This window comes from Thiobacillus denitrificans (assembly GCF_001530125.1).
GTDB classification, from domain to species: Bacteria; Pseudomonadota; Gammaproteobacteria; order Burkholderiales; family Thiobacillaceae; genus Thiobacillus; species Thiobacillus denitrificans_C.
Genome location: NZ_LDUG01000002.1, coordinates 78,732 through 91,463 on the forward strand (window position 1 = coordinate 78,732; position 12,732 = coordinate 91,463).

The following is a 12,732-nucleotide window of genomic DNA, read 5'->3' on the forward strand; positions in this document are numbered from 1 at the left end:
CGATTATACGAGCCGCAAGAGCAAAGCGCCGCGTGTTAAAATTCTGCCTTTTCCAGCCCTGCCGACAGCCATGTTCAACCGCCAAGACACCCTCGCCAAGACCGATCCCGACCTGTGGGCAGCGATCCAGAAAGAAGACCTGCGCCAGCAGGATCACATCGAGCTGATCGCATCGGAAAACTACACCAGCCCGGCGGTGATGGAAGCGCAGGGCTCGCAGCTCACCAACAAGTACGCCGAAGGCTACCCCGGCAAGCGCTACTACGGCGGCTGCGAATACGTGGATATCGTCGAACAATTGGCCATTGACCGCGTCAAGGCGCTGTTCGGCGCCGAAGCCGCCAACGTGCAGGCCAACTCCGGCTCGCAGGCCAACCAGGCGGTGTTCATGGCTTTCCTCAAGCCCGGCGACACCATCATGGGCATGAGCCTCGCCGAAGGCGGCCACCTCACCCACGGCATGGCACTCAACATGTCCGGCAAGTGGTTCAACGCGGTCGCCTACGGCCTCAATGAAAAAGAAGAAATCGACTACGACAAGATGGAAGCGCTTGCGCGCGAGCACAAGCCCAAGCTGATCATCGCCGGCGCCTCGGCCTACGCGCTGCGCATCGACTTCGAACGCTTCGCCAGGATCGCCAAGGAAATCGGCGCCATCTTCATGGTCGACATGGCGCACTACGCCGGCCTCATCGCCGCGGGCGTCTACCCCAACCCGGTGCCGCACGCCGACGTGGTGACCTCGACCACTCACAAGACCCTGCGCGGCCCGCGCGGCGGCATCATCCTGATGCGCGCCGAGCACGAAAAGGCGATCAACTCGGCGATCTTCCCCGGCCTGCAGGGCGGCCCGCTGATGCATGTCATCGCCGGCAAGGCGGTGGCATTCAAGGAAGCGTCGACCAAGGAATTCAAACACTACCAGGAACAGGTGATCGCCAACGCGCTGGTGATGTGCAAGGTGCTGGTCGAACGCGGCCTGCGCATCATCTCCGGCCGCACCGAAAGCCACATGTTCCTGGTCGACCTGCAGCCCAAAAAGCTCACCGGCAAGGAAGCCGAAGCCCTGCTCGGCCGCGCCCACATCACGGCCAACAAGAATTCCATCCCCAACGACCCGCAAAAGCCTTTCGTCACCAGCGGCATCCGTATCGGCACCCCGGCGATGACCACGCGCGGCTTCAAGGAACTCGAAGCCGAACAGCTCGCGCACCTGATCGCCGACGTCCTCGACGCGCCGACCGATGAGGCGGTGATCGAACGGGTCAAGGGCGCAGTGGCGAAGCTGACGGCGAAGTTTCCGGTGTATGGGTGAGGTGCTGAGAGCCGAGAGTCGAGAGTCGAGAGCTTTTCATCACGAGGCTCACGACTTTCGGCTCATCGCTATCCACCCCGCACTCTCGACTCTCCGCTCTCGACTCTCCGCCCCCCAATGAAGTGTCCCTTCTGCGGTTCCATGGACACCCAGGTCATCGACTCGCGCGTCAATGAGGCGGGCGATGCGATTCGCCGCCGCCGCCGCTGCGCGCAATGCGACAAGCGCTTCACCACTTGGGAAACCGCCGAGCTGCGGCCGCCGCAGATCGTCAAGACCAACGGCACCCGCGAAGATTTTTCAGAGCTCAAGCTGCGCGAAGGATTTCGCCGCGCGCTGCACAAGCGACCGGTTTCGACCGAGCTGGTCGACGCCGCGGTCGACCGCATCCGCCAGCGTCTGCTGACGCTGGGCGAGCGCGAAGTGCCCGCGCGCGAAGTGGGCGAACTGGTGATGACCGAACTGAAGAAGCTCGACAAGGTCGCCTACATCCGCTTCGCCTCGGTCTACCGCAGTTTCCAGGACGTCGAGGACTTCCGCGACGTCATCCGCGACATCGACCAATAAATGTCCAGCGCCGCCCGCTTCAGCGCCGCCGACCATGCCCACATGGCGCGTGCGCTGCAGCTTGCGGCGCGCGGGCTTTACACCACCAGCCCCAATCCGCGCGTCGGCTGCGTCATCGTCAGGGACGGCCGCGTCGTCGGCGAAGGCTGGCATGCGCGGGCCGGCACCCCGCACGCTGAAGTCCATGCGCTGAAAGCCGCGGGTGACGCCGCACGCGGCGCGACGGTGTACGTCACGCTGGAGCCCTGCTCGCACCATGGCCGCACCCCACCGTGTGCCGAGGCGCTGATTCAGGCCGGCGTGGGTCGCGTGGTGGCGGCGATGACCGACCCCAATCCTTTGGTCGCAGGCGGCGGCATTTCCATGCTGACGCTGGCCGGCATCGAGGCCGAAGTCGGGCTGATGGAGGCCGAGGCGCGCGCGCTCAATCCCGGCTTTATCTCGCGCATGACGCGCCAACGCCCGTGGCTGCGGCTCAAGACCGCGTCGACGCTGGACGGCAAGACCGCGCTCGCCAACGGCGCCTCGCAGTGGATCACCGGCGAGGCGGCGCGCGCCGACGTGCAGACGCTGCGCGCGCGCGCCTGCGCCCTCCTCACCGGCAGCGGCACCGTACTGGCCGACAACCCGCGGATGAACGTGCGCGATTTCGACATCGGCCGCCCGCCGCTCAGAGTCATCGTCGATTCCGCATTGCGCACGCCTGTGGACGCGGCGATCCTGCCCGCGCTCATCGCCTGCCACCACGCCGACCCTCACCTTCGTGCCGAACTCGAACAGGCGGGGGCCGAGGTGATCGAACTGCCCGGCGCAGATGGCCGGGTCGACCTCGCCGCCCTGCTGGCGCTGCTGGCGCAGCGCGGCGTCAACGAACTGCACGTCGAAGCCGGCGCTGCGCTGAACGGCGCGTTGCTCGCCGCCGGGCTGGTCGACGAATGGGTGGCCTACATGGCGCCGCTGGCGGTGGGCGACGACGCGCGCGGGCTGTTCACGCAACCGCCGCTTACGACGCTGGCCGACGCTGCACGATTCAAATTGGCCGACGTGCGCCAGATCGGCGGCGACCTGCGGCTGACGCTGCTGCCCACTTGAGCGAATTCAAGGATCACTTCTCGTCGGCGTCCGACCGCTATGCCGCCTATCGCCCCGACTATCCCGCCGCGCTGTTCACCTGGCTTGCCGGCCGGTGCGCCGAACGGGACCTCGCCTGGGATTGCGCCACCGGCAGCGGCCAGGCGGCGCTGGGACTGGCGCCGCATTTCCACCGCGTCGTCGCCACCGATGCTTCCGCCGAGCAGGTCCGTCACGCCGAGCCGCATCCGCTCATTGATTATCGGGTCGCGCCTGCCGAAGCCAGCGGCCTCGCCGACTGCAGCGCCGACCTCGTCACCGTCGCGCAGGCGGCGCACTGGTTCGAGCTGCCGCGTTTTTATGCCGAAGCCGCGCGCGTACTGAAGCCGGGCGGCGCGATCGCCCTGTGGGGCTACGGACGCATGGTTCTGCCGGGTGAGATGGATGCGCTGCTCCAGCGTTTCTATGCCGAAACCGTCGGCCCGTACTGGCCGCCCGAGCGCGCGCTGATCGACGGCGCCTACCGCAGCCTGGATTTCCCGTTTGTCGAAATCCAGCCGCAGGCTTTTGCGATCGAGGTCGAGTGGACCCTGCCGCGGCTGATGGACTATCTCTCCACCTGGTCGGCGGTGAAGCGCTACCGGGTCGCGCGGGGAGGCGATCCCTTGCCGGCGCTGATGGCCGAACTTTCGCCCGGTTGGGGCGATCCCGAAACGGCGCGAAAACTGCAGTGGCCGCTGTTCCTGCGCGTCGGCAGGCGCCAGGGAAATGCTGATTAATTCGTCATTGCGAGCGCAGCGCGGCAATCCAGCGTATTGGTCAAGCGGCATTTCTGGATTGCCGCGCTGCGCTCGCAATGACAGGCACACAGAATTTGAATTTATTTGCGTTTCCAGTAGCTTACGCGCGCACCGAAAATCCCCCGAACAACCCGGCCAGTTCCCCGCCCATGTCCTGCAGGGGCCGCTCGCGTGTCGCGTTCTGACACAAGGCCGCATCCTGACACCCCTGGCTGCGGAAAGCCTGGATAACGTAATGCTTCACCCCGCGCGCGGCCAGATCGTGCGCGAGACCGACCACTTCCGCATCGGCCAAGAGCGCCGGATGCACCGTGGTGCGAACTTCATGCGCAACGCCTGACGCCAGCACTTCCAGCAGACCGGCGTGTGCTCGCTCGCCGCTGCCGGCCACGCCGGTGACGCGCGGGTAATCCGCAAACGGCGCCTTCACGTCCAGCCCCACCCAGTCGACCAGCGGCAGCACCGCCGCCAGCCGCTGCGGAACCATGCCGCCGCTATGCAGGCCGATCTTGAATCCGAGCGCGCGCACCTCGCGCATCGCGTCCAGCAGGCCCGCCTGCGCGGTCGGCTCGCCACCGGAAAACACCACGCCGTCGAGCAGTCCCTGGCGGCGGCGCAGGAAGGCCAGCACTTCTTCCCAGGGGGTTTCGTTGTCGCCGCGCGCGGGAATCAGGCCGGGATTGTGGCAATAGCCGCAGCGCCAGGGACAGCCCTGGCAGAACACCACCGCGGCCAGCATGCCGGGCCAGTCGGTGGTGGAAAGCGGCGTCAGGCCGCCCACGCGTAGCGTCATGGGAATTGGTGGGGCGTCATGGTCGTGGGCGCAGCAGGGTCAGCCCATGCAGCAGCGGCTCTCGACGAAGTGACGCCGCTCGCGATGCTCGCTCTTCTTGCCCTTGTTGAAGCTCGTCACCGGACGGTGATAGCCCATCACGCGGGTCCACACTTCGCAGCGGGTGCGCTCCTCGTCCTTCAGCGCAGCAGCGGTCAGGGCTTGGGTCGGAACAGTCATGTCATTCATTTCAGTCTCCTTGGGGTCAGGCGTTAACAGCGCGTTTACGGGACAGGGCTTCCTCGTCGCACGTGGGGCAGAATTCGTGCTCGCCGGCGAGGTAGCCGTGTTTGGGGCAAATTGAAAAGGTCGGCGTGATGGTGATGTAGGGCAGGTGGAAACGTTCCAGCGCGCGGCGCACCAGATTGCGGCAGGCCTCGGTCGAGGAAATATTCTCCGACATGTAGAGGTGCAGCACGGTGCCGCCGGTGTACTTGCGCTGCAGGTCGTCCTGCAACTCCAGCGCTTCAAAGGCGTCGTCGGTAAAGCCCACCGGCAGCTGTGTCGAGTTGGTGTAGTACGGCGCGTCCTCGGTGCCCGCCTGCAGGATGTCCGGGTAGCGCTTGACGTCCTCCTTGGCGAAGCGGTAGGTGGTGCCCTCGGCCGGGGTGGCTTCCAGGTTGTACATGTGGCCCGTTTCTTCCTGGAACGCGGCGATGCGGCCGCGGATGTGGTCGAGCAGCCGCACCGCGAAGGCGTGGCCCCACTCGGAGGTGATGTCGTGCTCGTCATCGGTGAAGTTGCGGATCATCTCGTTGACGCCGTTGACGCCGATGGTCGAGAAGTGATTGCGCAGCGTGCCGAGATAGCGCTTGGTGTAGGGGAACAGGCCGTTATCCATCAGCCGCTGGATTTCCTTGCGCTTGATCTCGAGGCCGTTCTTCGCCATGTCGAGCAGCGCATCGAGGCGGCGCAGCAGGCCGGCTTCGTCGCCCTCGTACTCATAGCCCAGGCGCGCGCAATTGACCGTCACCACGCCGACCGAACCGGTCTGCTCGGCCGAGCCGAACAGGCCGTTGCCGCGCTTCAGCAATTCGCGCAGATCGAGCTGCAGGCGGCAGCACATCGAGCGGATGTGGTTCGGCTTCATCTCGGAATTGATGAAGTTCTGGAAGTACGGCAACCCGTAGCGCGCGGTCATGGCGAATAGCCGCTCGGCGTTTTCCGATTCCCAGGGGAAATCCGGCGTCATGTTGTAGGTGGGGATGGGGAAAGTGAACACCCGTCCCTTGGCGTCGCCGGCGGTCATCACCTCGATGTAGGCGCGGTTGATCATGTCCATCTCGACCTGCAGATCGCTGTAGGTGAAGGGCATTTCCTTGCCGCCGATCACCGGCACCTGTTCGCGCAGGTCTTCCGGACAGGTCCAGTCGAAGGTGAGGTTGGTGAACGGCGTCTGGGTGCCCCAGCGCGACGGCACGTTGAGGTTGTAGATCAGTTCCTGGATGCACTGGCGCACCTCTTCGTAGCGCATGCCGTCGTTGCGGATGAAAGGCGCCATGTAGGTGTCGAACGAGGAGAAGGCCTGCGCGCCGGCCCATTCGTTCTGCAGCGTGCCGAGGAAGTTGACGATCTGGCCGACCGCGGAGGACATGTGCTTGGGCGGGCCCGCCTCGACCTTGCCCGGCACGCCGTTCAAGCCTTCGTGCAGCAGGGTGCGCAGCGACCAGCCGGCGCAGTAGCCCGCCAGCATGTCGAGATCGTGGACGTGGAGCGCGCCCTCGCGATGCGCTTCGCCCAGTTCGGGCGCATAGACGTGGTTGAGCCAGTAGTTGGCCACCACCTTGCCCGAGACGTTGAGAATCAGCCCGCCCAGCGAATAGCCCTGGTTGGCGTTGGCGTTAACCCGCCAGTCCTGGCGCGACAGGTATTCGTTGATCGACGCTTCCACATCCACCACCGTCTTGCGGTCCTGGCGCAGCTTTTTGTGCGTCTCGCGATAAACGATATAGGCGCGCGCGGTGGCGAGGTGGTTGGCCGCGATCAGGCTCTGCTCGACCACATCCTGGATGCGCTCGATGTCCGGGGGCGAACCGCGGAAGCTGTGGATCAGCACCTTCGTCACCTGGACGGTCAGACGATCCGCCTCGGCTTCGCCGAATTCGGCCTCACCAAATTCTCCTGTGGCCTGCCCCGCGCGCAACAGCGCCGAGCGGATCTTCCCCGCATCGAAATCCGCCCGCTGGCCGTCGCGCTTGACCACCTCGCGCGGCAACATCGACACCACACACCCCATCCCCACGTCTGCCATCGTCATCTCCTCGTTTATCTACATTTTGTGCTGACCGCCAATCAACCATACAACATGTAGATAAAATATCAAGGTGATTTTAAGGTTCGCTTGTCCTGATACACTCTGATCTCAGCAAACACGGTGGAAAGCGATGAGCACGATTGTGGATTTTCTGGGCGGCGATCACCGCGCATGCGACGATTTGTTCGCCTCCGCCGAAGACGCCGTGGCGCAAAATAACTGGGACAGCGCGCGCAGCCTGTTCGAGCGTTTTCAGGCGGCGATGGCGCACCACCTGGCGATGGAGGAAAAGGTGCTGTTCCCTGCCTTCGAAGCCCGCACCGGCAACAGCATGGGGCCGACCCAGGTCATGCGCATGGAGCACGAGCAGATTCGCGGCCTGCTGCAGGAAATGGCCAACGCCGTGGCCGATGCCAATCACGGCCGCTATCTCGGCCTGTCGGAAACGCTCAACATGCTGATGCAGCAGCACAACCTGAAGGAGGAGAACATGCTCTATCCCATGTCCGACCAGGTGCTGGGCGGCGAGCGCGACGACCTGATCCGCGCAATGGAAGCCGTTTCCCCGTAGCGATTCGCATGCCCAAACCGATGGCTTCGCTCCCCCACCCCAACCCTGATGGAACTACTAGCCATTCGACTAAGCCCGCAAGCGGGCAAGTCGCTGGTTATCCCCCGCTTGCGGGAGAGGGGGCAAACGTGATGCCCAAACCGACTAACGAAATCCTCGTCGACGCGCGCGGGCTGGAACCGCCGGAGCCGATGGAAAAGGTCTTGCAGACGCTGGCCCTGCTGCGCCCCGGCCAGTCGATCCGGCTGCTGCTGCACCGCGAACCGTTTCCGCTCTACGCCATCCTCGCCGAATGGGGCTATCGCCACGCCACGCGGATGGAAGCCGACGGCAGCCACGTCATCCTGATCCGCCCGTCAGGCGAAGACCAATAAAAGCAATTAACCACAGAGACACAGAGGCACAGAGTTGAAAAGCAAGGAAAAAGTCCCGGAAAGTCCTGTACGCATCATGCACCGGTTTGGCGATGGCACGCCTTCCTGCAACCGATTGTTTCTCTGTGCCTCTGTGCCTCTGTGCCTCTGTGCCTCTGTGGTGAATGCACTGTGGTTGCAAGATAAAGCGGGCCGCGCAATGAGCCAGCAAGCCGGTCTCTCCTTCGAACAGGCGCCGCCATTTGCGCTGCCGCTGCGGTTCTTTCTCACCGCCCCGCTGTTTCTGCTGGCCGCCGCGGGCCTGATCGTGTGGGACCCCGAGGCGCTGGCCTCGCGCTGGACGCCGCCGGCACTCGCCGTTACCCACGCGCTGACGCTGGGCTTCCTCGCCATGGTGATGCTGGGTGCATTGCTGCAGATGCTGCCGGTGGTGGCGGGTGCGTCCCTGCCTGCGCCCCGCTTCGTTGCTTGGTTCAGTCACGTTTCACTCACGCTGGGAAGTGTCGCCTTGATGGCGGGTTTCCTGACGGCCGCGCCGGCCGCTTACGGCATCGGCATCGCCCTGCTCGGTGGCGGTTTCGCGGTCTTTCTCGCGGCGGCATCGATCAGCCTCGCGCACGCCGTGGCCGGCGTCACGGTCAACGGCATTCGGTTCGCGGTGTTGAGCCTGGCCGTCACCCTGCTGCTCGGCCTGGCGCTTGCGCTGCTGCGCGCCGGCTGGTGGATGCCGCCCGCGGTCGAGACCGCGATCGCCGCACACGCCACCTTCGGCCTGCTCGGCTGGGTGCTGCTGCTGGTGATCGGCGTGGCCTACCAGGTGGTGCCGATGTTCCAGATCACGCCGCCCTATCCGCCGCGGATGAGCCGCTGGCTGGCCGGCGCGCTGTTCACGCTGCTGCTGCTCCACGCCGCCGTGCTGCTATTGTTCCCGGCCGCCGCACCCATCGTCGATGCCGGCCTCGCCGGCGGCATCCTGCTGTTTGCCCTCGCCACCCTGCGCCTGCAAGCGCGCCGCCGCAGAAAGCTGCCCGACGTCACCCTCGATTATTGGCGCCTCGGCATGGCCAGCCTGATCGCCTGCGTGGCGGTCTGGCTGGTGGCGCAGCTCTGGTCGACGTGGGCAGGCAGCAACGCCTATCCCTTGCTGCTGGGGGTGCTGTTCATCGGCGGCTTCGCGGTGAGCGTAGTGAGCGGCATGCTCTACAAGATCGTGCCCTTCCTCGCCTGGTTTCATCTGCAGGCACAGCTGCAGGCGCGCGCGGGCAGCATCCCCACCATGAAGGACATGATTGCGGAACGCTGGACACGCTGGCAGTTCCGCCTCCACCTCGCCGCCTGCGCGCTGCTCACTGGCGCCACGCTGTGGCCGCAACTGGCGATTACGGCAGGCAGTGTGCTAGCGCTGTCCGCACTGCTGCTGTGGGTCAATCTGCTGTCGGCGGTGCGGCGTTTTTCCCGTCATGGCGGGCGCTTTTCCTGACTGCCATTCCGGCGCCGACTTAACGCAACAGCAGCAACGGCAGTTTGGCCTGGCGGATCAGTTGGGTGGTGGTGCTGCCGACCAGAAACTCGCGAATCTTGGAATGACCGTAGGCACCCATCACGATCAGGTCGATGGCGTGCTCGGTGCGGTAGCCGCACAGCACTTCTTCGACCTGGCCGGCATGAATGCTTGCGGTCACCTCGAATCCGGACTCTTCCAGCGTCGTTCGCGCCCAGTCCAGCTGCTCGCGGGCCTCTGCCTTGTCGGCGCCGACCATCACCACATGGCAGGGCAGGCCGCGAAACAGCGGGCTGCGCGCAACCATCTCAACCGCCTTGCGGGTGGTGGCGCTGTCATCGAAGGCGACCAGGATGCGCTGCGGCTCGCTGTAGTCGGTGGGGATGACCAGGATGGGACGGTGCAGGGTGCGCACCACGTTTTCCAGGTGGCTGCCGATATGCTCGCCGGCACTGTCGCCGTGTTCGCCCTGGCGCCCCATCACCAGCAGGCGGATGTCGTGTTCGAACTCGATCAGGGTGTCGACCAGTTCGCCGTGACGCTGGCGGCTGGTCGGGCTGACTACGCCATCGGCCATGGCACGCGCTTTGGCCTCGTTGAGCATGAGCCAGCCCTGTTCCAGCGCCAGCTTGCCGCGCTTTTCGTCGAGTTCGGCCAACTCCTGCAGCAGGTGTTCGCGGCTGCCCAGCCCGATATTGCCGCTGAGGTCGGCGGGGACGGGGTATTCCGATTTGCCCAGCACGTGCAGGAACTCCAGCGGGGCGTCCATTTTCCGGCTGGCCCAGGCGGCGTAGTCGCACACCGCGAGGGTAATGCTGGAACCGTCAATACATGCGATTACGTGTGTCATCGTCGTTGTCTCCCTTAGTGACCCATCAGATTATCGACAGCACCCGGCTTATCGTGCACGGCAAAGCGGTCGACGATCGTGCTGCTGGCCTCGTTGAGGCCGATGACCTCGACCTCGGTGCCTTCGCGGCGGAACTTCAGCACCACCTTGTCCAGTCCAGCGACGGCGGTGATGTCCCAGAAATGCGCCTGGCACAGGTCGATCGTCACCTTGTCGATGGCTTCCCTGAAATCGAAGAAGTCGACGAACTTGTCGGCCGAGGCGAAGAACACCTGGCCCACCACCTTGTAGGTGCGGCTGAGGCCGTCCTCGCTCAGGGTCGAGTTGACGTGCTTGTACTGCGCCACCTTGTTGGCGAAGAATATCGCCGCCAGCAGCACGCCGACGAAGACGCCATAGGCCAGGTTGTGCGTGGCGACCACCACGACCACCGTGGTGACCATCACGACACTGGTGCTGGTGGGATGCTTTTTCAGGTTGGTCAGCGAAACCCAGCTGAAGGTGCCGATGGAGACCATGATCATCACCGCCACCAGCGCCGCCATCGGGATCTGCGCGACCCATTCGCCGAGGAACACCACCATCAGCAGCAGAAACGCGCCCGCTGCGAAGGTGGACAGGCGAGTGCGGCCGCCGGACTTCACGTTGATCACCGACTGGCCAATCATCGCGCATCCCGCCATGCCGCCGATCAGGCCGGAGGCGATGTTGGCGATGCCCTGGCCCTTGCATTCGCGGTTCTTGTCGCTGGTCGTGTCGGTGAGGTCGTCGATGATGGTGGCGGTCATCATCGACTCGAGCAGGCCCACCACCGCCAGCGATAGCGAGTACGGGAAGATGATCGCCAGGGTCTCGAAGGTGAGCGGCACTTCGGGCCAGAGGAAGATCGGCAGGGTGTCCGGCAGCTCGCCCATGTCGCTCACGGTGCGGATGTCCAGGTTCAGGAACATCGCCAGCCCGGTCAGCACGACGATGGTCACCAGCGGCGAGGGAATCGCCCGGGTGACATACGGGAACAGATAGATGATCGCTAGGCCGCCTGCGGTCATGGCGTAGACGTGCCAGGTCACGTTGGTCAGCTCGGGCAGCTGTGCCATGAAGATCAGGATCGCCAGCGCGTTGACGAAACCGGTGACCACCGAGCGCGAGACGAAACGCATCAGCGAGCCCAGCTTGAGGTAACCGGCACCGATCTGCAGCACGCCGGTCAGCAGCGTGGCCGCCAGCAGGTATTGCAGGCCGTGGTCCTTGACCAGGGTGACCATCAAGAGCGCCATGGCGCCGGTGGCGGCCGAGATCATGCCGGCGCGGCCGCCGACGAAGGCGATCACCACCGCGATGCAGAACGAGGCATACAGCCCCACCTTGGGGTCGACCCCGGCGATGACCGAAAAGGCGATCGCTTCGGGGATCAGGGCGAGGGCGACCACGATGCCGGCCAGGAGATCGCCGCGAATGTTGGAGAACCAGTTTTGTCGGATTGAGTTGATCATTCTGCTGCCAGTCAAAAAACGCAATGCTGGCCATCTCCAGCCAGAAGACGGGCGTGGCCATACAGAAAGTTGTGGGGTGCGACGAACCGTGCCGATGCAGCGCATCGGCACGAAAAAACGACAGGCGGGGCTGCGTGAAGGGAATTACATTGGACGGCCGGGTCGCTCGATATTGGCGTTGACAGCCCACAATTATCCCGTCATCAACCATTCCCTGTCCAGCAATGATCTACCCAACCGAGCTAGGCCATCGAATCAGCATCAAGTGTGAAGCTGGCCATCTGGGTCGAGGCACCGCGTGTCGGGTGGCACTCACCGATATCGTGGAACGCAACGGCATAAGCATGGCGCGCCGCAACACCACAGGCCCAGCGGCGGAATTTGGGGCGGTCCCACTCGAAGCGATGATCCGGGTGGCGGAATGCCCCCGGATTCATGCCGTGCACCACGTTGTATTCCTGGTTCGGGGTCGTGATCAACACGGTGCGGGGCCGATAGCAGCCGAACACCGCACGTTCAACCAGGCTGAGCCGGCCCGGGTCAACGTGCTCGATCGTCTCGAGCATGACGGCCGCGTCGAATCCGCGCAGTTGGGGGTCGACGTCGGTGAATGATGCGTGCACCACCTGGACGCGCCCCGCTGGGGCGAGCGGGTCCAGGCGCAACGCATCGCGTGCCGCGTGAAGCGCAGCAACCGAAATGTCGATGCCGACGATGCGGCCAAATTGCGCCTGAGCGGCAAGTTTGGCCATCAACACCCCCTCGCCGCAGCCCAGGTCGAGCACGCTGCGCGCACCGCTGGCGAGCAGGGCATGGGTGATCGCGGCCAGGCGTGCCTCATGCAAGGGCGTCGGCAAGCCGGCGGCATCACCGTGGTCGGCCACCCACGGCGCGGAATCGAATGCGGGCTTCAATGCGCCGGGCGACGCGCCAGGCCGCAGTTGTTCGCGGCACGCGCCCGGCAGGTTTGATTCTGATTCACTGTCAGCATGATTCGTCTCCTGATTCTGAGGTCGCTCACGACCCGAATCTTACCGACACCATGGGGCGATTGGGTACAATCCGGTTCTTACGACACGGTGCGCGTGGGTGAGTGACTCCAAG

At 64.7% G+C, this 12,732-nt stretch carries 13 protein-coding genes; 7 read left to right on the forward strand and 6 right to left on the reverse strand.

Annotated features, from left to right (window positions below; genetic code table 11):
* Positions 1–70 precede the first annotated feature (70 nt).
* The 4 genes from glyA to ABW22_RS00435 all read left to right on the forward strand — a co-directional run bounded on the left by glyA (position 71) and on the right by ABW22_RS00435 (position 3,732).
* On the forward strand, positions 71–1,315 hold the full coding sequence (gene glyA, locus ABW22_RS00420; RefSeq protein ID WP_059750818.1) for a serine hydroxymethyltransferase: 1,245 nt from the start codon (positions 71–73) through the stop codon (positions 1,313–1,315).
* Between the two features lie 117 nt (positions 1,316–1,432).
* Positions 1,433–1,882, forward strand: coding sequence for a transcriptional regulator NrdR (gene nrdR / locus ABW22_RS00425; protein ID WP_059750820.1), 450 nt, complete (start codon positions 1,433–1,435; stop codon positions 1,880–1,882).
* Positions 1,883–2,974 (forward strand): bifunctional diaminohydroxyphosphoribosylaminopyrimidine deaminase/5-amino-6-(5-phosphoribosylamino)uracil reductase RibD, encoded by a 1,092-nt coding sequence (ribD, locus tag ABW22_RS00430; RefSeq protein ID WP_059750822.1) that lies wholly within the window; start codon positions 1,883–1,885, stop codon positions 2,972–2,974.
* Positions 2,971–3,732, forward strand: a complete 762-nt coding sequence (locus ABW22_RS00435; protein WP_059750823.1) for a class I SAM-dependent methyltransferase — start codon at positions 2,971–2,973, stop codon at positions 3,730–3,732. Before ribD ends, ABW22_RS00435 begins: the two co-directional genes overlap by 4 nt.
* A 121-nt stretch (positions 3,733–3,853) precedes the next feature.
* Here ABW22_RS00435 and ABW22_RS00440 read toward each other — a convergent pair whose 3' ends face one another.
* The 3 genes from ABW22_RS00440 to ABW22_RS00450 are packed head-to-tail and all read right to left on the reverse strand — an operon-like array spanning position 3,854 to position 6,836.
* Positions 3,854–4,546, reverse strand: coding sequence for an anaerobic ribonucleoside-triphosphate reductase activating protein (locus tag ABW22_RS00440; RefSeq protein WP_059750825.1), 693 nt, complete (start codon positions 4,544–4,546; stop codon positions 3,854–3,856).
* A gap of 39 nt (positions 4,547–4,585) precedes the next feature.
* Positions 4,586–4,774 (reverse strand): anaerobic ribonucleoside-triphosphate reductase, encoded by a 189-nt coding sequence (nrdD, locus tag ABW22_RS18215; protein ID WP_082708329.1) that lies wholly within the window; start codon positions 4,772–4,774, stop codon positions 4,586–4,588.
* Between the two features lie 16 nt (positions 4,775–4,790).
* Positions 4,791–6,836: a ribonucleoside triphosphate reductase gene (locus ABW22_RS00450; RefSeq protein WP_269083882.1), complete on the reverse strand. Its 2,046-nt coding sequence runs from the start codon at positions 6,834–6,836 to the stop codon at positions 4,791–4,793.
* A 133-nt stretch (positions 6,837–6,969) separates the two neighbouring features.
* Between ABW22_RS00450 and ABW22_RS00455 the strand changes: the two genes are divergently transcribed.
* The 3 genes from ABW22_RS00455 (at position 6,970) to ABW22_RS00465 (ending at position 9,264) form a co-directional block, all read left to right on the forward strand.
* Entirely contained in the window at positions 6,970–7,410 is a 441-nt protein-coding gene (locus tag ABW22_RS00455; RefSeq protein ID WP_059750831.1) for a hemerythrin domain-containing protein, read from the forward strand.
* A gap of 131 nt (positions 7,411–7,541) precedes the next feature.
* A complete protein-coding gene (locus tag ABW22_RS00460) occupies positions 7,542–7,784 on the forward strand; it encodes a DUF2249 domain-containing protein (RefSeq protein WP_059750833.1) in 243 nt (80 codons plus the stop codon).
* A gap of 199 nt (positions 7,785–7,983) precedes the next feature.
* Positions 7,984–9,264, forward strand: a complete 1,281-nt coding sequence (locus tag ABW22_RS00465; RefSeq protein WP_059750834.1) for a hypothetical protein — start codon at positions 7,984–7,986, stop codon at positions 9,262–9,264.
* A 19-nt stretch (positions 9,265–9,283) separates the two neighbouring features.
* Here the strand turns inward: ABW22_RS00465 and ABW22_RS00470 are convergent, their stop codons facing one another.
* The 3 genes from ABW22_RS00470 to ABW22_RS00480 form a co-directional block, all read right to left on the reverse strand.
* Positions 9,284–10,135: a universal stress protein gene (locus ABW22_RS00470; protein ID WP_059750836.1), complete on the reverse strand. Its 852-nt coding sequence runs from the start codon at positions 10,133–10,135 to the stop codon at positions 9,284–9,286.
* 14 nt (positions 10,136–10,149) lie between these two features.
* The gene (locus ABW22_RS00475) at positions 10,150–11,628 is read right to left on the reverse strand and encodes a SulP family inorganic anion transporter (protein WP_059750839.1); all 1,479 of its coding nucleotides are present in this window, start codon (positions 11,626–11,628) and stop codon (positions 10,150–10,152) included.
* Between the two features lie 242 nt (positions 11,629–11,870).
* Positions 11,871–12,542 (reverse strand): methyltransferase domain-containing protein, encoded by a 672-nt coding sequence (locus tag ABW22_RS00480; protein WP_202813884.1) that lies wholly within the window; start codon positions 12,540–12,542, stop codon positions 11,871–11,873.
* Positions 12,543–12,732: the final 190 nt, after the last annotated feature.